23 protein-coding genes are annotated in these 24,041 nt (G+C 29.8%); 15 read left to right on the plus strand and 8 right to left on the minus strand.

Annotation, left to right across the window (positions count from 1 at the left end; translation table 11 throughout):
- The 10 genes from SHK09_RS13495 (at position 1) to SHK09_RS13540 (ending at position 7,688) form a co-directional block, all read left to right on the plus strand.
- Positions 1–1,236: a DUF6638 family protein gene (locus tag SHK09_RS13495; RefSeq protein ID WP_319811314.1), complete on the plus strand. Its 1,236-nt coding sequence runs from the start codon at positions 1–3 to the stop codon at positions 1,234–1,236.
- A 41-nt stretch (positions 1,237–1,277) separates the two neighbouring features.
- Positions 1,278–1,790 carry a hypothetical protein gene (locus SHK09_RS13500; RefSeq protein WP_319811315.1) on the plus strand — a complete coding sequence of 171 codons (513 nt, stop codon included), beginning with the start codon at positions 1,278–1,280 and terminating at the stop codon, positions 1,788–1,790.
- Positions 1,791–1,873: 83 nt separating this feature from the next.
- Positions 1,874–3,565 carry a hypothetical protein gene (locus SHK09_RS13505; RefSeq protein WP_319811316.1) on the plus strand — a complete coding sequence of 564 codons (1,692 nt, stop codon included), beginning with the start codon at positions 1,874–1,876 and terminating at the stop codon, positions 3,563–3,565.
- A 264-nt stretch (positions 3,566–3,829) separates the two neighbouring features.
- Entirely contained in the window at positions 3,830–4,195 is a 366-nt protein-coding gene (locus tag SHK09_RS13510) for a DoxX family protein (protein WP_319811317.1), read from the plus strand.
- A complete protein-coding gene (locus tag SHK09_RS13515) occupies positions 4,182–4,577 on the plus strand; it encodes an OsmC family protein (protein ID WP_319811318.1) in 396 nt (131 codons plus the stop codon). The genes SHK09_RS13510 and SHK09_RS13515 overlap by 14 nt, the downstream gene beginning before the upstream one ends.
- An 84-nt stretch (positions 4,578–4,661) precedes the next feature.
- Complete coding sequence (locus SHK09_RS13520) at positions 4,662–5,195, plus strand: NAD(P)H-dependent oxidoreductase (RefSeq protein ID WP_319811319.1); 534 nt, start codon at positions 4,662–4,664, stop codon at positions 5,193–5,195.
- A 4-nt stretch (positions 5,196–5,199) separates the two neighbouring features.
- Positions 5,200–5,448, plus strand: coding sequence for a glutaredoxin family protein (locus tag SHK09_RS13525; RefSeq protein WP_319811320.1), 249 nt, complete (start codon positions 5,200–5,202; stop codon positions 5,446–5,448).
- Between the two features lie 2 nt (positions 5,449–5,450).
- Positions 5,451–5,888, plus strand: a complete 438-nt coding sequence (locus tag SHK09_RS13530; protein WP_319811321.1) for a MarR family winged helix-turn-helix transcriptional regulator — start codon at positions 5,451–5,453, stop codon at positions 5,886–5,888.
- A 51-nt stretch (positions 5,889–5,939) separates the two neighbouring features.
- Entirely contained in the window at positions 5,940–6,809 is an 870-nt protein-coding gene (locus SHK09_RS13535) for a pirin family protein (RefSeq protein ID WP_319811322.1), read from the plus strand.
- A 168-nt stretch (positions 6,810–6,977) separates the two neighbouring features.
- Positions 6,978–7,688 carry a pirin family protein gene (locus tag SHK09_RS13540; RefSeq protein WP_319811323.1) on the plus strand — a complete coding sequence of 237 codons (711 nt, stop codon included), beginning with the start codon at positions 6,978–6,980 and terminating at the stop codon, positions 7,686–7,688.
- Positions 7,689–7,745: 57 nt separating this feature from the next.
- Here SHK09_RS13540 and SHK09_RS13545 read toward each other — a convergent pair whose 3' ends face one another.
- The gene (locus tag SHK09_RS13545) at positions 7,746–9,125 is read right to left on the minus strand and encodes an NAD-dependent succinate-semialdehyde dehydrogenase (protein WP_319811324.1); all 1,380 of its coding nucleotides are present in this window, start codon (positions 9,123–9,125) and stop codon (positions 7,746–7,748) included.
- Between the two features lie 222 nt (positions 9,126–9,347).
- On the opposite strand from SHK09_RS13545, the gene SHK09_RS13550 reads away from it, so the two are divergent.
- The 4 genes from SHK09_RS13550 (at position 9,348) to ettA (ending at position 14,016) form a co-directional block, all read left to right on the plus strand.
- Positions 9,348–11,372, plus strand: a complete 2,025-nt coding sequence (locus SHK09_RS13550; protein ID WP_319811325.1) for an NADPH-dependent 2,4-dienoyl-CoA reductase — start codon at positions 9,348–9,350, stop codon at positions 11,370–11,372.
- Positions 11,373–11,406: 34 nt separating this feature from the next.
- Positions 11,407–11,952 carry a hypothetical protein gene (locus tag SHK09_RS13555; RefSeq protein ID WP_319811326.1) on the plus strand — a complete coding sequence of 182 codons (546 nt, stop codon included), beginning with the start codon at positions 11,407–11,409 and terminating at the stop codon, positions 11,950–11,952.
- Between the two features lie 112 nt (positions 11,953–12,064).
- A complete protein-coding gene (locus tag SHK09_RS13560; protein ID WP_319811327.1) occupies positions 12,065–12,247 on the plus strand; it encodes a CAL67264 family membrane protein in 183 nt (60 codons plus the stop codon).
- Positions 12,248–12,324: 77 nt separating this feature from the next.
- Positions 12,325–14,016, plus strand: a complete 1,692-nt coding sequence (gene ettA / locus SHK09_RS13565; protein WP_319811328.1) for an energy-dependent translational throttle protein EttA — start codon at positions 12,325–12,327, stop codon at positions 14,014–14,016.
- A 553-nt stretch (positions 14,017–14,569) separates the two neighbouring features.
- On the opposite strand, the gene SHK09_RS13570 is transcribed toward ettA, so the two are convergent.
- Positions 14,570–15,493, minus strand: a complete 924-nt coding sequence (locus tag SHK09_RS13570) for a hypothetical protein (protein WP_319811329.1) — start codon at positions 15,491–15,493, stop codon at positions 14,570–14,572.
- Positions 15,494–15,724: 231 nt separating this feature from the next.
- Here SHK09_RS13570 and SHK09_RS13575 point away from each other — a divergent pair, with 231 nt between their 5' ends.
- On the plus strand, positions 15,725–16,225 hold the full coding sequence (locus SHK09_RS13575; RefSeq protein WP_319811330.1) for a DinB family protein: 501 nt from the start codon (positions 15,725–15,727) through the stop codon (positions 16,223–16,225).
- Here the strand turns inward: SHK09_RS13575 and SHK09_RS13580 are convergent.
- From SHK09_RS13580 to SHK09_RS13605, 6 genes are all read right to left on the minus strand, one after another.
- A complete protein-coding gene (locus tag SHK09_RS13580; RefSeq protein WP_319811331.1) occupies positions 16,222–17,217 on the minus strand; it encodes a DUF6695 family protein in 996 nt (331 codons plus the stop codon). The two genes, SHK09_RS13575 and SHK09_RS13580, sit on opposite strands and share 4 nt — an antisense overlap.
- A 3-nt stretch (positions 17,218–17,220) precedes the next feature.
- Positions 17,221–17,463, minus strand: a complete 243-nt coding sequence (locus SHK09_RS13585) for a DUF6095 family protein (RefSeq protein WP_319811332.1) — start codon at positions 17,461–17,463, stop codon at positions 17,221–17,223.
- On the minus strand, positions 17,460–18,272 hold the full coding sequence (gene murQ / locus SHK09_RS13590; protein WP_319811391.1) for an N-acetylmuramic acid 6-phosphate etherase: 813 nt from the start codon (positions 18,270–18,272) through the stop codon (positions 17,460–17,462). Before murQ ends, SHK09_RS13585 begins: the two co-directional genes overlap by 4 nt.
- A 53-nt stretch (positions 18,273–18,325) precedes the next feature.
- On the minus strand, positions 18,326–19,156 hold the full coding sequence (locus SHK09_RS13595) for a DUF4249 family protein (RefSeq protein WP_319811333.1): 831 nt from the start codon (positions 19,154–19,156) through the stop codon (positions 18,326–18,328).
- A 33-nt stretch (positions 19,157–19,189) separates the two neighbouring features.
- On the minus strand, positions 19,190–21,529 hold the full coding sequence (locus SHK09_RS13600; RefSeq protein WP_413774283.1) for a TonB-dependent receptor: 2,340 nt from the start codon (positions 21,527–21,529) through the stop codon (positions 19,190–19,192).
- Positions 21,530–21,724: 195 nt separating this feature from the next.
- A complete protein-coding gene (locus SHK09_RS13605; protein ID WP_319811335.1) occupies positions 21,725–23,950 on the minus strand; it encodes an NADP-dependent isocitrate dehydrogenase in 2,226 nt (741 codons plus the stop codon).
- Between the last annotated feature and the right edge of the window lie 91 nt (positions 23,951–24,041).

Consider the following 24,041-nt stretch of genomic DNA (forward strand, 5'->3'; position numbering starts at 1 on the left):
ATGCAAAAATTAATAAAAGCCAATTTATATAGAAGTGAGTCAATTTCCATTAGCGGAAAATTGGTAGAACGTTATAATAAATGTTTAGTAAAACTTGGTTTTTCAAAAACGAAGTTAACTTCATTTTCTATAGATGGCGTTGGTTGGAGTCCTGAAGTAGCAGAAGAAAAAAACGAACCTTTTTATTTAAATAATGGAGAAGCAAACACACATGCAATTATAATAACTCCGTTACAAAAAGGATTACCAGTTTACAATCCGTTTCATTCTTTCGATAAAGAATTAATGAAAGCTGTTTTTAAAAAACATGGCGATTTTATTAATGATATTACAAGAGATGCTGCTATTTGTTTAGATTTCGACCAGAAAATAGATGTTTTTTACGAACCTTTAGATGTCTTAAAATACAAAGATATTGTTATTAAATTTCATTTAATAAATAACTTAAACAAAGCCAAAGAAGCTCAGTTAAAATTAATAGCAACTTTTAATGAAGGCACTAATTTTATAGATGAAAGTATTCAGCAACAAATATTAGCATCTGCTAAAAAATACGGCGATTTAAGAGAGCGAAACCTTAATTTAGAAGAAATTAGTTATACAACAGATTCATTTTATACAAAAGCTTTTGGAGGTATTTTTGTTTTGAGAGATTTTGTAAAACCAATTTTAATTTTCGAAAACGAAGAAACGTATAACGAAGCTATAAATGATACAATTCATGATGTTTTAATGTACCACATTTCTCATGAAGAATTAATAGAAAAATTAATAAGTTATAATATTATTGAAACAGATTTAGAAGAAGAGATTTCTAATAAAAGGTACGATAGAATTAAGAAATATATATTGTCTTCTTATTTAAAAAATACAACACATCCTGTAAAAGATATTTTACAAGACCCTATTTTATTTAAAAGTTATTTAAATAAAATAGACCTACAAGCACGTAAAAAAGTAATGGGTTTAGAATTGTTTTTAGACAAAAAACAGATTTCAAAATCATTAAAAGCAAAAGATGTCTTAGATAAAGATTTGTTTGTTGCTTTACACAAACCGCATTCATCTTTAAAGCCAAATCATCAAGATTTAATTTGGTATTTATTGGTAAATATAGCGCCTAAAGATATTTTATTTCTGTATTGGTATGACAAAGAACAGTTTTATGAAGTTTTTAAAACGTTAGAAGATTCTACCCAAGTTTGGGTTGTTGAGACAATTTGCAATAACTTTTAGAAAAAATAAACTTAAATTATAACAGCACTAAAGCTAAAATTATGACATTAGAACTTATCATATTTATCGCCGCAATTTTATTCGGAGTAATTTTATATTGGAGAGAATCTAGAACAAATAAGGTTTATCGATTTTTTAATAAATTAATGAATTCGAAAGAATTACAAATGAAACCAACAGATAGAAAAGGTTTTTTTTATGAACAGAATTTTCTTTTAAGATTGGTTTTTATCGTTTCTTTTTTCTTAATAGTTATTTTAGTTACACGTTTTTTAATACCAATAGATGTTGCTACGGTTTCTTTATTTGCTTCTATGATTTTTGGTACATTAATAGGAACTTATTTAGCGGGTTTAATTTTTAAATCATCAGAAATTATAGAAGAACAAGCAGATTCTTTAGGAGATAGTTTTAAAGATGTATTAGAAAAAGGTAAAGATTTTGTTGGTGATTTAAGAGGAGAAGAACCTGTTGTTTTAGAAAAGGAAATAGAAAAAACAAAAGTTAAAGAAAAAAGTGCAAGAGAGCGCTTAAAAGAGAAAGGGCTTTTATAAAGTTTATTATTTTTGCAAAGACAAAAATATATTTTAAGTAGTGTTATATTTTTAAGAATTAGTGATAAGGATATTTAAAGATTATGATTAAAAATTACTGGATTAAAGGACCAAGACAAAAGAAAACAATTGTTCTATTAAGTATTCTAATTTTAGGGTTATTATTCTTTTTAAGAGATGATTATCAACCTGCGTTATTATTTGTAAGGAAATTTATTTTCATTATTTTATTGTGTTTTGCAATCTTATATTTTGGTTTAAGAAAATTTAGACAATCTGCAAGTACAGGAAAAAGGATAGGTATTTTAATTTTCTTAACGGTCTTTTTCGGAATTGTTTATTATGTAGGCTGGAACATGAAATTTTACGATTACATGAAAACTTACAATGTTTTTAATGATCTAAATAAAATAGAAATCGTAGAACTTCCTTTAACTCAAAATGAGAGAATTCAACCCTTAAGAAATATTTTTTCAATGGCAAATGAATCTGTAGGGGAAACCAAAGACGTTTCATTACCACACTTAGTTAGAGTAGATGGTTCAAATCAATGGACAATGGCAATTCAGCCAACAGAGAAATATGTTTGGCAAGGAATAAAAGACAATACAGAAGAAGTTTTTTCAGTATCTAGTACAACACCATTTCCACGTTTTTCATCAGAAAACAGAATTCCGGTTACATTTTCTATTGGAGAATCTTTAAAGTTTAGTAGAAACACCTATAATGCAGTTGTGCAGCGATTAAACCCATGGATGTTGTTTAATTACGAACCAAGTGACACGTATTATATGAAAAATGATAAAGGTGCTTGGGTAGAGGTAGTAAGTTTAATAAAATGGAAAGGCTTCTTTTTTCCGTATCCAACTTTTGGTGGTGTAATGGTTATTGAAAACGGAGAGCATACTTTTAAAGATTATTTAGAAAGAATTACAATAGGTAAAGGAATTTATATTTCTCCAGAAGAAATGAAAGATTACGCGTATTTAACCAAGCAAAATACATTAGCAGAAAAAGTATCTCGTTTACAGGCAGAAAGTTTAAAGTTCTTAGCAGGTTTCTCAGATCCTTTGCCTTGGAATATGGAAAGTGCCGTAAAAATACCTACAGCACCAAAAGACCAAAATGCACAACCTTATGTAACAGATTTCGATTTTTCAGACACAAAAACAGATGCTTTTAGTGGTCTATATCATTGGTTTGGTTTAGAACCAGTAGGAGATGAAAGAACAAGTTTAAGTTACAGTGTTTTTATTCCTGCAGACGGTACAGATAAATTATATTTTTATAACCACGCAGCTAAAAAACAAGGTTATGCAGGTGTTTCTGCAATGCCTTTAAAAGTTAAAGAATCTAAAAAAGAATACGATTGGAGCTCGAATACACCCGTAGAATTTAGACCATATATAAAGAACATTGCAGGTAGAAAACGTATGTTTTTTCTAGGAACAGTATCTACAATTAGCGATGATAACCCAGAACAATTTGATGGTTCTGCAACACCAGATTTAGCTTTGGTAGATAGCGAATACAGAGATGTAGTATGGATAAATGCTAAGAAACCAAGTACTTGGAATGAAGAGGTTTATAATCAATTAAACGAAGCTTGGAGAACAAGTGAAGGCGCAAACGTTTATTTCGAGAAAGAGAAAACTGTTTTAGAAAAAAATCAATCTATTTTAGATTCTATTAAATTAATATCTAAAAAAGAGAAGAGTGTTAAAGAAATACAAAGACTTCAAAAACAAATAGATTCTATTAAAATTAATCAGTAGTTTTTGTAGCTATTTCCTACTTTTCACTATATCTTTTTTTGATAAAAACAAAAAAAGGATGCCGTTTCAATCAGGGCTAGACTTATTTGTTAGCAGCATTAAAGCTAATTATTAAAAGAGTAGCTAAACTATTATAAAGCACCTTCAGATTTTAAAAACCTGAAGGTGTTCTATTTTTATTAAATCGATAATATTCCTTAGAAGTATATTCCTTGGAAAGTAAATATATTTAATGTAACTTTGTCAAGAATTAAAATATTCAAGATGAAAACTACAAAAATTATTTATTATATTTCTACAGCATTATTAACCGTAATTATGCTTTTTTCTGCAGGAATGTATATTTTCAATCACGAAGCAGTAGCTGGTATGTTTACCAATTTTGGTTACCCAACATACATTATTTACCCATATGCAATTGCAAAATTATTAGGCTTAGTTGCTGTATGGTTTTTATCAAATAAAACAATAAAAGAATGGGCATATGCAGGTTTTTTCTTCGCATTTATATTCGCTTTTTTTGCACATGTAATGATAGGAGATGGAGAACAAGGAGCCTCTATAGCAGCAATGGTTTTTCTAATTACATCTTACGTAACCAGCAAGAAAATTGCAAATGGCAGAGCTTAAAACAGCAGAGGTAGTTTTAACAAACAAAAACTATTTGGCAGAAGCAAAAACTAGAAATCACTTTCTAACAATGGATCAATCTGTTGCTTCTGGAGGCGATGATAGTGGTGCAACACCTGTAGAATATCTATTAGCAGCAATAGGAGGTTGTGTTTCTATGACATTAAGAACCTATGCAGAAAGAAGAGGTTGGCATATTGGTGAGGTAACAGTAAAGGTTACCCAGCATCAAGATGAAAACGGAACGTATTTAACGGAGGAAATATCTTTTGAAAAAGAAATAACAGAAGAACAAAGAAAAAAATTAATTGTGTTTGCTGGTAAATGTCCTGTTGCAAAAATGGTAAAAGGAGAAACAAAAATAGTTACAACTATAAATTAAATAGTTTTTAGTTACGGTATTTGAGTTCTAATAATTACACTTTTTTCAGGGTAATTGTATCGAGAACTAATAAAATTTATAATTATGAAAAAAATATTAACATTTGCAGGAAGCACAAGCTCAACATCTATAAATAAAAAGTTAGCAATATTTGCTGCAGAAAATTTAGAAAACACGCAGTTTGATGTAATCGATTTAAGAGATTTTACATTACCCATTTACAGTGAAGATGAACATAAAAAAGCAATACCAGAAGATGCTAAAAAGTTTACTTCTTTATTAGATAATTACGATGGTTTTATACTTTCTTTAGCAGAACATAATGGTTCTTATGCCTCAGCTTTTAAAAATATTTTCGATTGGAGTTCTGTAATAGAAGGAAATGTTTTTAGAGACAAACCATTATTATTAATGGCAACATCACCAGGAGAAAGAGGCGGACTATCAGTCTTAGAAACTGCTATTGCAAGATTTTCTAGACAAGGAGCAAAAGAATTAATTTCTTTCTCTTTACCTAGCTTTCAAGATAATTTTAAAGAAGGTAAAATAACTAATACAGAGTTGTTAACGTTATTAAAAGAACAAATAAGTAAATTTGAAAACGCTATAAATCAATAAAAAGATGAAGATAACTTTATACGGAAAACAAGGGCACGCATATACAGTTGCATTTAAAAATTTTTTAAATTCAACAGATGAAGATTATATTTATAAAGACGTTTCAAAAGATGCAGAAGCAAGAGAACATAGTAAAGAATTATATGGCGGAGTTGTAAAATTTCCTACATTATTTGTTGATGATAAAGTGTATTTAACACCAACAACAGAAGAATTTAATAAGATAATGCAAGATTTAAGTTTAAGAGCATAATTATGGGTGATATTTCTAAAGACATAAAATCTAAATTTGAAAGCAATAAATTGAAAGCTTTAATAAATATAAAGTATACAGCAAATTGGTTAAGCAGCAAGGAAAATGAGTTTTTTAAACCTTATGCAATCTCGCCACAGCAGTACAATATTTTAAGAATTTTACGAGGAGCAAAAGATAAAATTAAGGTGCAAATTGTAAAAGATAGAATGATTGAAAGAGCGCCTAATGCAACCCGTTTAATGGATAAGTTATGCGATAAAAGCCTAATAGAAAGAGAACGTTGTGAGCATGACAGAAGAGTAGTATATGTTAAGATAACAGAAAATGGTTTAGAATTATTATCTAATATAGATGATAATAAAAACCTTTCATTTTTAGATAATTTAACAGATGAAGAAGCAACAACCTTAAGCGATCTCTTAGATAAAATTAGATAGAAAAAATTTACTAAATTATTTTCCAAGGAAAATAAGTAATGTGCAAATAAAATGAAAATCCTTAAAACTATAAAAGATAAAGTAGCAAGTCCATTGGTAAATATGGGGCCAATAAAACTGCGTCAACCATTACCAACAGAAGGAATCGAAAATGTAGATCCGTTTTTGTTACTACATCATTATGGCCCTTACGCAATCTCAGAATTTAACAATCCGTTCGATTTAGGTCCACATCCACACAGAGGTTTCGAACCGATAACCCTACTATTTAAAGGCGAACAATTGCATAGAGATTCTCTAGGTAATGAAATGGTTGTAAAAGCAGGAGGTGTACAATGGACAACTGCCGGACGAGGAATTATTCACGCAGAAGCGCCCACCAAAGACTTCGTAAAAAAAGGAGGTGATTTAGAAGGAATTCAGTTGTGGTTAAACCTACCTGCAAAAAATAAAATGATGACGCCTAATTATCAACATTTAGAAGAAAAACAAATTCCGAAGTTATTTTCTAACGATAAAAAAATACAATTAAATCTAATTGCAGGAAATCAAAATAACGAATCTGGTCTTATCAATACTCAAACAGAAGTAAATGTATTTACAGCAAATGCTGCCGTAGGAGGAAAGCTAGAAATTAACATTCCAGAAAATCATCAATCTTTAATTTACTTGTTAGAAGGAGAGATTTTAGTTAATAATGACGCTGTTTTAGAAAAAGGAAAAAACCAAATGATAACCTTTCATCAAGATGGAAATACCATTCATTTTATAGCAAATAAACCAAGTACAATTTTAATTTTATCAGGAGTAGCAATTAAAGAAAAAATTACGCAATACGGGCCATACGTAATGAACACTCAAACCGAAATTTTAGAAGCAATGCGCGATTATAATCAAGGTAAAATGGGCTATTTATATTAATATTTGGGCGTTCCCCGAAAAGGGGCGCGCTTTCGGCAGTCGCTATTTTCAGAAAAAGAAAATGAGCTTCAACAAATGCCTCAATCCCTAACGCAAAAGAGCGTCTATCAACTTTTAGAAACAGTATAAAAGTTATTTCTTTTTTGCAGATTTTTAAATTAAAAGAAAATGAAAAAAATAATTCACAAAGCAACAACAAGAGGATTAGCAAACCACGGTTGGTTAAAATCGTATCACACATTTAGTTTTGCAAGTTATCAGAATGTAGAAAGAATGAATTTTGGAATGTTACGTGTTTTAAATGATGATCTTGTACAGCCCAATATGGGTTTTGGTACGCATCCTCATAAAAACATGGAAATTATTTCTATTCCTATTTCCGGATCTTTATCTCACAAAGATAATATGGATAATAAACGAGCAATAGAATTAGGAGAAATACAAGTAATGAGTGCTGGTACAGGTATTACACATTCAGAATTTAATGACAGTAAAACAGCTGCCGTTAATTTTTTACAACTATGGATTATTCCAGAAGCCGAAAATGTAACACCTTATTACAATCAAAAAATGTTTGATAAAGCAGAACGAAAAAATAAATTTCAAGTTTTAGTTTCTCCAAAAGACAAACAAATAGCAGATTCTTTGCCAATAAATCAACAAGCATATTTGTCTATGATAGATTTAGACAAAGACTTAGAAGCAACATACGAATTAAAAAACGGAGCTTATTTTTTCTTAATTGAAGGAGCAGTTTCAATAGAAGACGAAACTTTAGAAGCAAGAGATGCTTTAGGAATTACAGAGACAGAAAAAGTTTTTATTAGAGCAACTAAGAACAGTAAATTATTGGTTATCGATGTTCCAATGAATAGGTAATAAAAAACCCTATTCTTTTAAAGAATAGGGTTTTTATAGTTTGCAAAATGTTATTTATTATCCAATAACAATCGATTTTATATTTACAAATTCTTTAATTCCAAAACCACCGTGTTCTCTTCCAAAACCAGAGTCTTTTACACCACCAAAAGGCATTGAAGGGTTTGCTGTACCAAAGGTATTTATAAACACCATTCCGGTATCAAAATGATTCTGAGCTAAGTTTTTGGCTTTTTCAATATCTTTAGAAAAAATACCACCACCTAAACCAAATTTACTGTCGTTTGCAATTCTCATTGCATCTTTTTCATCCTTCGCTTTTATAAGCGCTGCAACTGGACCGAATAATTCGTCATCATATGCAGGTTGACCTGGTGTTACATTTTCTAAAACGGTAACAGGATAGTAGTATCCTCTTCCGTCAGGTATTTTTCCACCACATAAAATTTTAGCACCTTTTGCAACACTCTCTTCAACTTGTTCATGCAATGTTGTTCTTAAATCTTTTCTTGCAATAGGTCCCATATCTGTGTCTTTTTCTAAAGGATTTCCAACTTTTATATCTTTCATTGCTTTTACAAAACCTTCCTTAAAGGCATCATACACTTTATCTACAACAACAAATCTTTTTGCAGCAATACATGTTTCACCATTGTTATAGATTCTACCTTGTACACATACTTTAATTGCATTTTCTATATCTGCATCTTCAAGCACAACATAAGCATCATTACTACCTAATTCTAAAACTACTTTTTTAAGCTGAGAAGTAGCTTTTTTTCCAATATTTCTTCCTGCATCAGAACTTCCTGTTAACGTTACTCCTCTAACATGTTTGTTTTTAATAATAGTATCAGATTGCTCATGAGAAACAATTAATGCTTTAAATAAGCCTTTAGGTAAGCCCGCTTCTGTAAATATTTTTTCTAATAATTGTCCTGTTCCTGTTACATTAGAAGCATGTTTTAATAAAACACCGTTTCCTGCCATTAAGTTTACAATTGCATATCTAATTACTTGGTAAGAAGGGTAATTCCAAGGCTGAATTCCGTATATAATACCAGTAGGCGAATAACTTACAATCCCTTTGGTTCCGTTACTTAAAGTACGTTGTTCATCTTTTAAGTTTTCAGGACCATTTTTAGCAGTATAATTACAAATGCCAACACAAAGATCTACTTCTTGTTCACTTTGACTTAATAATTTACCCATTTCCTGGGTCATCAATTTTGATAATTCAGTTTTGTTTTTAGCTAAATTTTTTCCAATAGATTCGATAATTTCAGCACGTTTTTCAAAAGTTTCTAGCTTCCAATCTAAAAAAGCTTCTTGACAATTTTTAATGCTTTTTTCTAGTTCAGCATCAGACAAGTAATTAAAATTATTTATTTTTTCTTCTGTTGCTGGGTTTGTTGTAGTGATATTTGCTTTGCTCATGCGAGTTATTTTTAGATGATTATTTATATTTTCTAGTTAAAAAGACGAAGCAGATTAATACTTACGCTACATGCTATTTTAAACTTCATACAAAATTAAAAGGAAAATAAAGCTTACCTTAGTTCATATGGTTTTGTAATTAACTCTTTTACTTTTTAAGTTCAAAAAATAAACATATCTTGCAAAGTATTATGCATGCATAGTAAATTTAATTCCAATATTATGAAATACAAGCACATTTTTGAACCATTAGATTTAGGATTCACAACTTTAAAAAATAGAATTCTAATGGGTTCTATGCACACAGGTTTAGAAGAAGAAAAAAACGGATTAGAAAAAATTGCAGCGTATTATGCAGAAAGAGCAAAAGGCGGAGTTGGCTTAATTGTTACTGGTGGAATAGCACCAAATGTACAAGGTTGGACAGGGCCTTTCTCTTCTAGAATGTCTACTAAAAAGCACGCAAAAGAACATCAGAAAATAACAGCTGCTGTTCATAAAGAAGGCGGTAAAATTTGTATGCAGATTTTACATGCAGGTCGTTATGGATATCATCCGTTTAGTGTTGCTCCATCAAAAATAAAATCGCCAATAACACCATTTAAACCATTTAAGTTAACACAATCTGGTATTAAAAGAACAATTAGAGATTTTGTAAACTCTGCAAAATTATCGAAAATTGCAGGTTATGATGGTATAGAGATTATGGGATCTGAAGGTTATTTAATTAATCAATTTATAGCAAAAAGAACCAATAAGAGAACAGATTCTTGGGGAGGAGAGTATGAAAACAGAATGCGTTTGCCTATTGAATTGGTAAAACAAACTAGAGAAGCTGTTGGTAAAGAATTTATTATTATCTACAGATTATCTATGTTAGATTTGGTAGAAAATGGATCTTCTTGGGAAGAGGTAGTTTTATTAGGTAAAGAAATTGAAAAAGCAGGAGCAACCATTATTAATACAGGTATTGGTTGGCATGAAGCAAGAATACCAACGATTTCTACATCGGTTCCTCGAGCAGCATTTACTTGGGTTACAAAGAAAATGAAAGAAGAATTATCGATTCCTTTGATAACTTCGAACAGAATAAATATGCCAGATACTGCTGAAAAAATATTGGCAGAAGGAGATGCAGATATGGTTTCTATGGCGCGTCCTTTTTTGGCAGATCCAGAATGGGTAAATAAAGCGGAAGCCGATAAAAGTGATGAAATAAATACATGTATTGGTTGTAATCAGGCTTGTTTAGATCATGTTTTTCAACAGAAAGTAGCAAGTTGTTTGGTAAATCCTAGAGCTTGTCATGAAACGGAATTAGTTTATAATGCAACAAATAAACCGAAGAAAATAGCTGTAATTGGTGCAGGACCTGCAGGATTAGCTGCAGCAACAATTGCAGCACAAAGAGGGCATCTTGTTACTTTATTTGATGCAGGTAAAGAAATTGGTGGGCAGTTTAATATTGCAAAACAAATACCAGGTAAAGAAGAGTTTTATGAAACATTACGTTATTTTAATAAACAAATAGAACTTCATAAGGTAAGTGTATTGTTAAATACTAGAGTTTCTAAAGAAGATTTATTAAAATCTGATTTTGATGAAATTATAATTGCGACTGGTATTAAACCAAGAGAATTAAAGATCGAAGGTATAGAAAACCCAAAAGTATTAAGTTATATTGATGTTCTAAAATTGAAGAAACCAGTAGGAAAACGTGTTGCTGTAATTGGAGCAGGAGGAATTGGTTTTGATGTTTCAGAATATTTAACACATGAAGGAGAATCGACTTCATTAAATATAGATGCTTGGTTAAAGGAGTGGGGAATAGATAAATCATTAAAAGCTAGATCAGGAATTGAAGGTGTAAAACCAGAATTTGAACCATCACCAAGAGAAATTTTTATGTTTAAAAGAAGCAAAGGAAAGTTTGGTGGTAATCTAGGTAAAACAACCGGTTGGATTCATCGATCTACTTTAAAGAAAAAGAAAGTTGAGTTTATTGGCGAAGTTTCTTATACAAAAATAGATGATGAAGGTTTGCATTATGTTCAGAATGAAGAAACTAAAATACTAAAAGTAGATAATATTGTTATTTGTGCGGGTCAAACTCCATTTAAAGAATTATACCAACCCTTATTAGATGCGGGTAAAAATGTACATGTTATTGGTGGTGCAGATTTTGCAAGTGAATTAGATGCAAAAAGAGCTATAAATCAAGGTGCAAGATTAGCAGCTGAATTGTAATTCTTTTTATACTTTTGTTTCTTAAATTAGATAGATGAAAAAAATAGTAATTATACTGGTATTATTTATAAGTTCTTTTTCTTTTGGACAAGAGGCTCCAAAGTTTCCAAAATATAATGCGAAAAATGCAGCTAAAATCTTTTATTATAATTTCTTAGAAGTGCCTAAAGCAATAAAGGTAAAAGATGATATTACTAAGAATAAAACAATTAAATTATTAAGAATTTATAATGATAAAGTTAAAAAATTATCATTTTTAAATACTCCAGAGCTTCAAGAATTAGAGCTTACTATAAATACTTTAGGAAACCAATTATACACGAATAGAGATTTAGCTGAAAGAATTGGGAAAAAAGTAGAAGCTACTATTTTACCTATTAGAGATAGTGTAGATCTTTACGAAAAAAACTTAAATGATGAATTGGTAACTTTTTTATCTAAGAAACAGTTAAAAAAGTGGAAGAAATATCAAAAAGCAGAAAAAAGAAAATTAATACCAAAACAACCTAAACAAAATAGTGCGCCACAACAGAATATGGGTAGAAGAAATAACCAAGGTAGGGGAAGAAGCCGCTATTAATTTTGTACACTTTAAGCTGGTTTATTGCTCCTTAAAAAATTATACTTTTCTACGAGTTTAAGAAACAAAAAAAAATAACGATATTTGCGCCCAAACTAACTATTTACAAATTATGGGAATGAATAAGAATACAGTGCTTGCTTGGGCAACACTTATAATGATACTTGTAGGATTAGGTTTAATTGCTCTAGGCGCTTTTAGGTACAATGAAGTTGCAGGATGGGGATTTGCATCTGTTGGTGTTGGTTTTTTTGCAATTGCATGGGTTTTTAATGCATTAAAAGGAAGAGTTTAAAGCTAGTTTTATAGTTTCAATCTAGAACTCTTAATTTCAGTTTTATCAAAAATAAATTTTCAAAATAATATATAAAAATGAGCGACGATAAGAAAGTAATCTTTTCGATGAGTAAGTTGTCTAAAACTTATAAATCAACAGGTAAACAAGTTTTAAAAGATATTTACTTAAGCTTCTATTACGGAGCAAAAATTGGTATTCTTGGTTTAAATGGATCAGGAAAATCAACTTTATTAAAAATTATTGCAGGAGTAGAAAAGAATTTTCAAGGTGAAGTTACTTTTGCACCAGGTTATAATGTTGGGTACTTAGAACAAGAGCCACAATTAGATCCAGAGAAAACAGTTTTAGAAGTTGTAAAAGAAGGAGTTGCAGAAACAGTTGCAATTTTAGAAGAGTACAATAAAATAAACGATATGTTTGGTTTAGAAGAAGTGTATTCTGATGCAGATAAGATGGATAAGCTAATGGCACAACAAGCAGTTTTACAAGATAAAATTGATGCGGCCAATGCTTGGGAATTAGATACCAAATTAGAAATAGCAATGGATGCGTTAAGAACGCCAGATTCTGATAAGAAAATTGGAGTACTTTCTGGTGGAGAAAAAAGACGTGTTGCTTTATGTAGATTGTTATTACAAGAGCCAGAGATTTTATTATTAGATGAGCCTACCAATCACTTAGATGCAGAATCTGTACATTGGTTAGAGCACCATTTAGCACAATATAAAGGAACTGTTATTGCTGTAACGCATGATAGATATTTCTTAGATAATGTTGCTGGTTGGATTCTTGAATTAGATAGAGGAGAAGGAATTCCTTGGAAAGGAAATTATGCTGCTTGGTTAGATCAAAAATCTAAGAGAATGGCACAAGAAAGCAAAACAGCTTCTAAACATCAAAAAACTTTAGAAAGAGAATTAGATTGGGTTCGTCAAGGAGCAAAAGGTCGTCAAACAAAGCAAAAAGCACGTTTGAAGAATTATGACAAATTAATGAGTCAAGACCAAAAGCAAACAGACGAAAAATTAGAAATTTATATTCCTAATGGACCACGTTTAGGAACAAATGTTATTGAAGCAACTGGTGTTTCTAAGGCATTTGGAGATAAATTATTATATGACAATTTAGAATTTAATCTTCCACAAGCAGGAATTGTAGGTATTATTGGTCCCAATGGAGCTGGTAAAACTACTATTTTTAAAATGATAATGGGAGAAGAAACTCCTGATGCAGGAAGCTTTAATGTAGGTGAAACTGCAAAAATTGCATATGTAGATCAAGCACACTCTGATATTGACCCAGAAAAAACTATTTGGGAAAACTTTTCTGATGGACAAGATTTAGTAATGATGGGAGGTAAGCAAGTAAATTCTCGTGCTTATTTAAGTCGTTTTAATTTCTCTGGAAGTGAACAAAACAAAAAAGTGAATACACTTTCTGGTGGAGAGCGTAACCGTTTGCATTTAGCTATGACGTTAAAAGAAGAAGGAAACGTTTTATTATTAGATGAGCCTACCAATGATTTAGATGTAAATACATTAAGAGCATTAGAGGAAGGTTTAGATAATTTTGCTGGTTGTGCTGTTGTGATTAGTCACGATAGATGGTTTTTAGATAGAGTTTGTACACACATTTTAGCTTTTGAAGGTAATAGTGAAGTATACTTCTTTGAAGGAGGTTTCTCTGAATATGAAGAAAACAAGAAAGCTCGTTTAGGAGGTGATTTAATGCCAAAACGAATTAAATACAGAAAGTTAATTAGATAATTTTCTCGAAATTATATTTTACAAAAAAAGCAGCTAATCTTATTAGCTGCTTTTTTTTAGTTTATAATAGTTAGTACTTCTTTGCTATGATTTTTGAATCTATAATTATAATACCTTAGACCACCAGAAAAAAATAAAATTTTCATGCTAATATCGCAGTACTTTAATAAGTTATTATTTTAAAAAAAAAAAGTATAGACTTATTTGAAAATAATTTTCATTAATATAATAATTAGATTACGGGTTTCCGTAGTCTTTTTTTGTTTTAAGAGCTTAGTTTTGGTTTCTAATCAAAAAAATAGTTTAAGTAAAGAGTTTTTGAATTAGCTCCATTTATTGTAATTAAATGTTTAGTTTATAAAGTTGGGGGACAGTAGACAAGAACCAAATTATTATATTTGGAGTTATTTATAAGGGCAATAAAACTTACTAAAAAATAAAAAGCCCCATTTTAAAAAATGGGACTTTTAACTTCTCCTTTTGCAAATAATTATAACTAAACTACAAATCTAAAAGAAATTAGTTTAAGATTTATAGGTATAAACACTTGTTTTTAACTTCTTCTTCGTGTAGTTACTTTTCTTTCTTTAGTCTTATCTGTAGTTCTTTTTCTAACTTCAGTTTTTTTTGTTTTCTCTTTTTTCGATTTAGAGCTTACAGTTGTACCTCTTCTAACTATAGGTTTTTTTACGGTCTCTACTCTTCTTCTAGTGTCTAAAGTAGTACCTCTTTTTATGTTAGTATCTCTATTAGTTGCAGTATTAGTAGTTCTTCTAGTGTTAGCTTTTCTGTAAGTAGTATTCTCACGCTTTTTATCAACACTATTGTTTCTGTTTGTTACAACTGGTTTTCTTCTCTTCAAGATGGTACTTCTTTTCCCTATTTTAGCGTTTTTGTTAGACTTATAATAAAAATATCTACTATCTTCTCTAAATTTTGTGTAGTTCCTTCTAAAGTCGTTTTTATAAAAATAAGCATCGTTGTAATTAGAGATAGTTCCTAAATTTAAGTTTATTCTAATTCCGTTATTATAGTAATAATTATCTTTTACATTTCCATAAAAAAAAGGATCTCCGTATCTGTTATATTTAACAGTTAAATTACCAACATTAGTAAGTCTACTTCTATAGTATCTCATATAAGTATTACCAACTCTAGAAACATTTCCTCTTACATCATAATTAATAAATACAGAACCTACACGTCTTACTCTTCCTCTATAATCTCTATCTATTGTTACGCCTGTTCTTTTTGTACGAACACCATTATAATCATAATAACTATCATTATAATTCGTGTTAAAATCGAAATCTCCGTTTGTGAAAATAAAAAATTCTACACCTCTTTCTATAAAGTTTACAGAGTTATCATAAGAGTAATTAACCCCAACGTTGTTTGGTAAATAATTGCCGTTTTTGGCTTCAACAGTTGAAACCATCATGAACATTCCTAATAATATAAGTACACCTTTTTTCATAATATATGGTTTTAAGGGTTTTGTCTACTCTAATTGCTTTTCGACTTCCGCATTTGATTAACTATTTTCAAATAACGTGCCAAAAAAATATAAATATGTTTAGGTTAGTTCTGTTATATTAAAAATTTAATAATTATGTTGTTGTTATATAGTTGTTTACGTATTTTTTAAATTGATTAAGAACTTGTAAATTGCAAGTACTTTTTACGACTATTAAAGAAAGTTTATTTTATGATTGAAGCTATTGAGAAAAACTTACAAAGAGGTATTCAACTTTTAAAAAATATATCTGATGAACAATATTCAAATAAATCTGTAGCACCTTACAATTCTAGTATAGGCTGCCACATGCGCCACGTTTTAGATGTCTTTTCTTGTGTTTTAAATGGGTTAGATAGTGGTTTTGTAGATTTCTCTGTAAGAGAGAGAAATGAGTGTGCAGAAAAGGAAACAAGTGTTGGTATTCTATATTTTGAAACGGTAATTTCTCAATTAAAAAAGATAAATAAAGAAGATTTTAATATTACAATTAAAGTATGTGATGATATGGGTTTAGGAAAAGAAACTGCAAATTATACAATTGCAGGAGTTTTAATGCAAGCTCAAAGTCATGCAACACATCATTATGCAAGTATTGGATACTTAATTTATCAATTAGGTGTATCGTTACCAAACTCAGATTTTGGTTACAATCCTACAACGCCTAAAAAGGTAAATATTACAAGTAATTAATTCTTTTTTAAAAAAGAAAAAGTGCTGTTTTTTTGTTGAATATAAACTTCTCTACAGCTTGTTGGGTGTGTAAATTGATGTTTATCTAGATGATTAAAATCAGTTTTATCTATTAAAAATAAACCTTCAAAATCTTTTTTTCCTTCAGAATTGTACCTTGCTATTTTATACGTTGAGGTATCTATTTTTTCTTCGAGCTTAAACCAAGCACCGCTTCCTATTCCGCCTAACCAGGTTCCTTTTCTTAATTCGAAAACATCTAAATTAGGTTGTTCAGTCCCTTTTAAATTAGGTTCTCCTTCAAATTTATTTAGAAAAGATGCTTTGTATTCTTTTACAATAGACCTGTTTTTATAATGACTAATTTCTTGATTGTAAACGTTGTAAATTATGTTATTCGTATTTCCTTTTATTACATTACCAATAGGACTTGGAGTTAGTAAATTCGATTTTTTTAACTGTTTACCAATCTTTTTATTTTCTGATGAAGCAATAATTGTGTCGGTTACAAATCGTGCGCAATTGGTTCCGTTTTTAAGAAAAGCACCATAAGGAATTTCTTTTTCGTTAATTAACTGGTGAATGTATGTTTTTGCTTTTTTAAAGTCTATTTCTTCATGTACACTCGCAACTAATCTACCATCTCCATGTGTTTTTTCAGGATGATTTTCTATCCAAAGTAAAATTTCTTCCAGATTTAAAAGCACATCATTTTTAAACTTCGCCTTAATTGTAATATCTAATTCTGGGTCTGTTTCTTTACAACGAACACGACCATTACCATATGTGGTAATGTATCTACCAAAATCGAAATAATTTATTTCCGAATTATTTTTATGTAGTAAAAGTAAAGCTGCGTGACCTGCTTGTACAGCATGCTCGCCACCAATACCAAGTTTAGGCCAAAAACTACTTAAAGTTTCCCAATAAGCGGGTCTTACAATTGTATCTGGATACGAAAGTATGATGATGATTCCATCAGAATTCTGCATTTGTTAATTATTAAAGATTGCTTTTAATAAAACTTGAAATGTTTTAAAAGCGAAGTAAATTGTGAAAATTATTAAAATTGCAGCTACTACTATAATAATATAAGATAGATATTCTTTAGGTGTGTCTTCAAACTTTTTTAAAGCTTTAAATCCTATTGTAAGTGAAATAGGAGAGGCAATAAATAGAAAAATTAAAATTCCCAAGTATTTTAAACCTTTACCTAGTAAGTTTATGTTTGTACTCATTTTTTATAATTTTGAATAGAATTTCTAACATTACCATATTTTTCTAATAATATAGCAGCTTCACTTTGGTTGATATTTAATTCTTTTGCTAACATTTTTCGACCTCTTTCTACCAACTTATTATTAGACAATTGCATGTCTACCATTTTATTGCCTTTTATTTTGCCTAACTGAATCATAGTGGCAGTAGATAGCATATTTAAAACTAGTTTTTGAGCAGTTCCTGCTTTCATTCTAGAGCTTCCTGTTACAAATTCTGACCCTACAATTACTTCTATAGGATATTTAGAAACACTTGCTAACGGACTATTCTTATTACAGGCAATACAACCTGTAAGAATATTGTTTTCATTACATTTTTCTAAAGCAGAAATTACATATGGTGTTGTGCCAGAAGCGGCAATACCAATAACAACATCTTTATTAGTAATATTATGTTCTTGTAAATCTAACCAACCTTGTGTTTTAGAATCTTCTGCAAACTCTACAGCATTTCTAATAGCAACATCGCCACCAGCAATAATACCAACTACAAGTTCGTACGAAACACCAAATGTTGGTGGACATTCCGATGCATCTACAACACCTAATCTACCAGAAGTTCCTGCGCCAATATAAAATAATCTTCCACCTTTTTTTAATTTATCTACAATATTAGTTGTTAAAATTTCTATTTGAGGTAAAGATTTTTCTACAGCAAAAGGCACTGTTTTATCTTCGTTATTTATGTTGCTTAATAATTCTTTTACAGTCATTTTTTCTAAATGATTGTATTTTGAATCTTGTTCTGTTATTTTTATAAAAGTCATCATTCAAAAATACTGTTTTTTTGTATTCTTGAATACTCATTTAAAGTGAAGTTTTAGTTTTTTTCTACTAAATCGATAATATAAGTATCTGTTTCAGAAATATGAAAATACCCTAAAGGGAAATTAGCTTCATTTGTAGTATTTATCATATTACCTAATAGAGAAGAAGGAACAGCTTGAAAAGGTCCACCAGAATTTTGTCCACTTTGGCTTACTAATACTTCGAAATAGGTATAATATTGTTTTGTGATGGCAGACATTTTAATAGCAACTGTTGCAGGTAATTCTAGTTCATCTTCTTGGTAAAAATAAGAGAAATTATAATCTGAACCATCAAAAAAACGATCATCAATAGCAAGAAATAAATTTTTACTAAGATCGAACAAATAATAATTTTCTACAATTTGCTCATCTTTAAAAGTTACTCTTAATTCGGTTTCTTTACCGGAGAAAAGAGTTTTATCACCTTGCTCAACGTTTGTAAATGGGGTAGATTTCACTTTAGTTGCTTTACCTTTATAGGTTTCATTTTTATAAATTACAGTTAATTCATACGAAATATCATCTTCGGGTATAAAAGAAGTTATTGGTGTGTAATTACCATCTGTATTTGTATCAGAAAAAGCAACAACAGAATTATCTGTTAAGTTGGTTAAGAATACGGTTGCATTAGTAACAACAGGTATATTTTCGTCAAAATAATCTGCAGACAATTTAAGTTTTACAATCGCATTTGATGTTACAGGATTTTCATCAAATAGAACTTCAAAAGAAGCATCTATAATTAGTTTTGGTGCTATTGTAGGTAAATCTACATCTACTACTTTTTCGCAATTAGCAAAAACTAGTAATAGTAAAAACGGAATTATTTTTATATTTTTCATAAGAGTAATAGTATTAGTAACTGCTTAGATGTTTTAAAATTTAAAATTATAAGTTACAGAAGGTACGATACCAAAAATTGAAGTTTGTACAGCTTCATTTTTAAACGTTTCTCTGTCTTGTCTAAATGCCAAAGAAGCAGCATTTTGTCTTCCGTATAGATTGTAAATACCAAAAACCCATTCACCTTGCCATCTTCTGTTTTTATTTTTTTCTGGAGTTAATGTAGCAGAAATATCTAATCTATGATAAGTAGGTAATCTATCTGCATTTCTTCGATTATCATCATAAATAGGAATATTTAAACCTTGTACTTCATATTGCCCAACAGGGTAATTTGTTGGTTGGCCGGTTTGAAAAACAAAATTACTATTGAATTTCCATTTTTCATTTAACTTGTAGCTAGCATTTACAGAGAAATCATGTGTCTTATCATAAGGTGTGCTGTACCATTCGCCACTATTTATACCTGGCTCACTAGCGTTTCTACCTTTTGTTAGTTGTTCTGAACGAGAAAGAGTGTAAGAAATCCATCCTTGAAAATCTCCTTCGTTCTTTTTAAATAACATTTCTAAACCATAAGCTCTAGCTTTTCCATTTAGAATAATAGTTTCAATCTCATCATTTGCAACTAGATTTGCCCCATTTATGTAATCGATTCTATTCTTAATATCCTTATAAAAAGCTTCTGTTTCTAATGTGTATTTTCCTTCTTTAAAAGATTTAAAATAACCAACAGCATATTGATCTAATAATTGTGGTTTAACATATTTTCCACTAGGCGTCCAAACATCTAATGGAGTAGGAGATGCAGTGTTAGAAAGAAGGTGTAAATATTGAACCATTCTGTTGTAACTAGCTTTTATAGATGTAGTATTATCTAAGGTATAAGACATAGATACTCTTGGTTCTATATTATTAAAACTTTTAATAACATCGCTTCTCTTAAAATTTTCTGTTCCTGTAGCTTCAGCAGATTCATATTTTTTAAATTCATCATTATAAATTACAGCTTCATCATTAGCGTATGTATTTAATTCATCTTGCCCTAAACGAGTAAAGTTGCTAAGACGAACACCATATTGTAATCTAAAATTATCACTAATCTTATGTTCTGCATCTATATATGCCGCAAATTCATTTGCATATTTATCAATTAGTTTTTCTGCTACAATACCAGAATCGTCTCTATTAGGTATAATTTCACCTGGGTTAAATTTGATGTAAATGTTATTAATACCATAACTAAGTTTTACTTTCTCACTTACGTAATGGTTAAAATCATATTTAAGATTGAAGTTTGTTATACCAGAATCCCATTCGAAACCCACAAAATCTAATATTATTCCGTAGAAATAATCAGAATAAATTAAAGATAAGTTAGAGAATATTTTGTCTGTAAAGAGATGGTTCCAACGTAAATTAACAACGGTGTTTCCATAAGTGTTTACAAAATCATCATTAATACCAAAAACATCTTTACCAAAATAAGTAGACAAAAAAACGTTATTGTTATCATTAAAACGGTAATTAATTTTACTATTTAAATCGTAAAAATAAGCAGTATTATCGTTATCAAATAAAGGTAAAAATAAATGTGCGTAAGAAGACCTACCACCAATTAAGAAAGAACTTTTCTCTTTCTCTAACGGACCTTCAATTAATAATCTAGAAGAAACCAAACCAACACCACCAGTAATATTAAAGTCTTTACTGTTTCCTTCCTTTTGATAAATGTCTAGTACAGAAGATAACCGGCCACCATATTTAGCAGGAATACCTCCTTTATATAGTTTTACATTTTTAATAACATCTGGATTAAAAACGGAGAAAAAACCAAATAAATGAGAAGAATTAAAAACGATAGCTTCGTCTAATAAAATTAAATTTTGATCTGCTGCACCACCTCTAACATTAAAGCCAGAAGCACCTTCACCTGCACTTGTAACTCCTGGTAAAAGAATTAAAGATTTTATAATGTCTGCTTCTCCTAAAACAACAGGAATCTGTTTTATAGTAGAAGATGTTAAATTATTAACGCTCATTTGTGGCGTTTTTAGATTTAATTTTTCAACATTACTTTCTATAATAATTTCATCTAAGCTTTCTGTTTCTTCAGTTAGTTTAAAATTTTGTGAAGTTTTATCTATTAGCTTTATGTTTTCGATACGTGTACTATAACCTAAATAGCTTATCTGTAATTTATAGGTTCCTTTAGGTACTGTAATCGAATAAAAACCATAATCGTTTGTGGTGGTACCAGAGTTTATTTCAGGGAAGTAAATAGAAACTCCTATTAAGGTTTCATTATTAGAATTGTCATAAACAGTTCCGCTAAGTGTAATTTTTTCTTGACTAAGTATTGATAAACTCATCAAAAAAAACAATAAAAACAATTTTTTAAGGTGTAGCATTTTATTTTGTTTAATTATTAGCTAAATAACTACAACAAAAGTACAATTCTATAATGATATTAAAACATATAAATATGTATTATTTAGTAACTTATAGAAACAACAAAAGCCGATATATAAATACCGGCTTTTGTTTAATTATGTATGTTGTAAAGATTAGATACTTTCTAAAATAGCATTTAAAGTAGTATTTGGTCTCATTGCAGCATCTGCTAAATCTTCTTTTGGTTGGTAATAACCTCCAATGTCATTGGCGTTTCCTTGGTCTGCATTTAGTTCAGATACAATTTTATCTTCATTAGCTTTTAAGTCATTTGCAACTTTAGTAAAGGCTGCTTTTAATTCTGCATCTTTATCTTGGTTTGCTAAACCTTCTGCCCAATAAGTAGCTAAATATAAATGACTTCCTCTATTGTCTAATTCACCAACTTTTCTTGAAGGAGATTTGTCGTTCTCTAAGAATTTGTCTGTAGCATCATCTAATGTTTCAGCTAAAATTAATGCTTTAGAGTTGTTATTAGAAGTACCTAAGTGCTCTAAAGAAACTGCTAAAGCTAAAAACTCTCCTAAAGAATCCCAACGTAAGTGGTTTTCTTCTAAGAATTGTTGTACGTGTTTAGGAGCAGAACCTCCTGCACCTGTTTCAAATAAACCACCACCATTCATTAAAGGAACAATAGATAACATTTTAGCAGAAGTACCAACTTCTAATATTGGAAATAAATCTGTTAAATAATCTCTTAATACGTTACCAGAAACAGAAATAGTATCTTCTCCTTTTACAATTCTTTCTAAAGTGAATTCTGTTGCTTTTATAGGAGATAATATTCTAATATCTAAACCAGAAGTATCATGTTCTGGTAAATATTTTTTTACTTTTTTAATAATTTCTGCATCATGTGCTCTGTTTTTGTCTAACCAGAATACTGCAGGTGTTTCAGAAGCTCTTGCTCTTGTAACTGCTAATTTAATCCAATCTTGAATTGGTAAATCTTTAGCTTGACACATTCTCCAGATATCTCCTTCTTCTACGGTATGTTCTATTAAAACTTTTCCATTAACATCTAAAACTTGAACTTTACCACTAGTAGCAATTTCAAAAGTTTTGTCATGAGAACCATATTCTTCTGCTTTTTGTGCCATTAAACCTACATTAGGAACAGTTCCCATTGTTGTAGGATCGAAAGCACCGTGTTTTTTACAGAAATCTATAGTTGCAGAGTAAATTCCTGCATAAGAACTATCAGGTATAATTGCTTTTGTATCTTGTAATTTTCCTTCAGAATTATACATTCTACCAGATGTTCTAATCATAGCTGGCATTGAAGCATCTATAATTACATCAGATGGTACGTGTAAGTTTGTAATTCCTCTATCAGAATTTACCATTGCTAATTCTGGTCCATGATCTAGAGCATATCTAATTTCTTCTCTAATTTCATCACGTTTTTCTTTAGGTAATTCACTTAATTTTCCAAGAAGATTTCCTAAACCATTATTTACATCAGCACCAATTTTCTTAAAAGTTTTTCCATGTTTTTTAAATAAATCGTCAAAAAATACACGAACTGCATGACCAAAAATAATAGGATCACTAACTTTCATCATTGTAGCTTTCATATGTAATGAAAACAATACGTTTTTATCTAAAGAATCTTCATATTGCTCTTCTAAAAAAGAAATTAATGCTTTTTTACTCATTACAGTAGCATCAATAATTTCTCCTTCTAAAAGGTCTAAGTTGTCTTTTAAAACTTTCTTAGTTCCATTTTCTGCTATATGAACAATACTTACAGAAGTTGCATTTTTTGTAGTGATTGATTTTTCATTATGAGCAAAATCTCCTTCTGTCATTGTTGCAACATGCGTTTTAGAATCTGCAGACCAAGCACCCATAGAATGTGGGTTTTTACGAGCATAATTCTTTATTGCTTTTGGTGCTCTTCTATCAGAATTTCCTTCACGTAAAACAGGGTTTACAGCAGAACCTTTAACTTTGTTATATAAAGCTAAAATTGCTTTGTCTTCATCTGTAGCTATTTCTTCAGGATAGTTTGGAAGTGCATAACCATTTTCTTGTAATTCTGTAATTGCTTCTTTTAATTGAGGTACAGAAGCACTAATGTTTGGTAATTTTATAATATTAGCATCTGGTTGTTTTGCTAATTCTCCTAATTGAGCTAAAGCATCTTCTACTTTCTGATCTTCATTTAAATAATTAGAAAAAGTTGCCAATATTCTTGAGGCAAGAGAAATATCTTTTACTTCAATTTCTATATTAGATGTTTTTGTAAAAGCCTTTACAATTGGTAAAAAAGAACGTGTTGCTAAAGCTGGTGCTTCATCTGTCTTTGTATATATAATCTTAGCTACTTTGCTCATTGTGACTTATATTTTAAAAGTTATTTTATTCTTTACGAAATGCTTTTCGTAAAAAAGTGGAACAAATTTATGAATTTATTACGATACTTTT

This window comes from Polaribacter sp. PL03 (genome assembly GCF_033875165.1).
Taxonomy (GTDB): domain Bacteria; phylum Bacteroidota; class Bacteroidia; order Flavobacteriales; family Flavobacteriaceae; genus Polaribacter.

Bases quoted from the DNA above. Each gene is read 5' to 3' on its own strand.
- SHK09_RS13495 (WP_319811314.1), top strand. From the start codon at position 1: ATGCAAAAATTAATAAAAGCCAATTTATATAGAAGTGAGTCAATTTCC.
- SHK09_RS13500 (WP_319811315.1), top strand. From the start codon at position 1,278: ATGACATTAGAACTTATCATATTTATCGCCGCAATTTTATTCGGAGTA.
- SHK09_RS13505 (WP_319811316.1), top strand. From the start codon at position 1,874: ATGATTAAAAATTACTGGATTAAAGGACCAAGACAAAAGAAAACAATT.
- SHK09_RS13510 (WP_319811317.1), top strand. From the start codon at position 3,830: ATGAAAACTACAAAAATTATTTATTATATTTCTACAGCATTATTAACC.
- SHK09_RS13515 (WP_319811318.1), top strand. From the start codon at position 4,182: ATGGCAGAGCTTAAAACAGCAGAGGTAGTTTTAACAAACAAAAACTAT.
- SHK09_RS13520 (WP_319811319.1), top strand. From the start codon at position 4,662: ATGAAAAAAATATTAACATTTGCAGGAAGCACAAGCTCAACATCTATA.
- SHK09_RS13525 (WP_319811320.1), top strand. From the start codon at position 5,200: ATGAAGATAACTTTATACGGAAAACAAGGGCACGCATATACAGTTGCA.
- SHK09_RS13530 (WP_319811321.1), top strand. From the start codon at position 5,451: ATGGGTGATATTTCTAAAGACATAAAATCTAAATTTGAAAGCAATAAA.
- SHK09_RS13535 (WP_319811322.1), top strand. From the start codon at position 5,940: ATGAAAATCCTTAAAACTATAAAAGATAAAGTAGCAAGTCCATTGGTA.
- SHK09_RS13540 (WP_319811323.1), top strand. From the start codon at position 6,978: ATGAAAAAAATAATTCACAAAGCAACAACAAGAGGATTAGCAAACCAC.
- SHK09_RS13545 (WP_319811324.1), bottom strand. From the start codon at position 9,125: ATGAGCAAAGCAAATATCACTACAACAAACCCAGCAACAGAAGAAAAA.
- SHK09_RS13550 (WP_319811325.1), top strand. From the start codon at position 9,348: ATGAAATACAAGCACATTTTTGAACCATTAGATTTAGGATTCACAACT.
- SHK09_RS13555 (WP_319811326.1), top strand. From the start codon at position 11,407: ATGAAAAAAATAGTAATTATACTGGTATTATTTATAAGTTCTTTTTCT.
- SHK09_RS13560 (WP_319811327.1), top strand. From the start codon at position 12,065: ATGGGAATGAATAAGAATACAGTGCTTGCTTGGGCAACACTTATAATG.
- ettA (WP_319811328.1), top strand. From the start codon at position 12,325: ATGAGCGACGATAAGAAAGTAATCTTTTCGATGAGTAAGTTGTCTAAA.
- SHK09_RS13570 (WP_319811329.1), bottom strand. From the start codon at position 15,493: ATGAAAAAAGGTGTACTTATATTATTAGGAATGTTCATGATGGTTTCA.
- SHK09_RS13575 (WP_319811330.1), top strand. From the start codon at position 15,725: ATGATTGAAGCTATTGAGAAAAACTTACAAAGAGGTATTCAACTTTTA.
- SHK09_RS13580 (WP_319811331.1), bottom strand. From the start codon at position 17,217: ATGCAGAATTCTGATGGAATCATCATCATACTTTCGTATCCAGATACA.
- SHK09_RS13585 (WP_319811332.1), bottom strand. From the start codon at position 17,463: ATGAGTACAAACATAAACTTACTAGGTAAAGGTTTAAAATACTTGGGA.
- murQ (WP_319811391.1), bottom strand. From the start codon at position 18,272: ATGACTTTTATAAAAATAACAGAACAAGATTCAAAATACAATCATTTA.
- SHK09_RS13595 (WP_319811333.1), bottom strand. From the start codon at position 19,156: ATGAAAAATATAAAAATAATTCCGTTTTTACTATTACTAGTTTTTGCT.
- SHK09_RS13600 (WP_413774283.1), bottom strand. From the start codon at position 21,529: ATGAGTTTATCAATACTTAGTCAAGAAAAAATTACACTTAGCGGAACT.
- SHK09_RS13605 (WP_319811335.1), bottom strand. From the start codon at position 23,950: ATGAGCAAAGTAGCTAAGATTATATATACAAAGACAGATGAAGCACCA.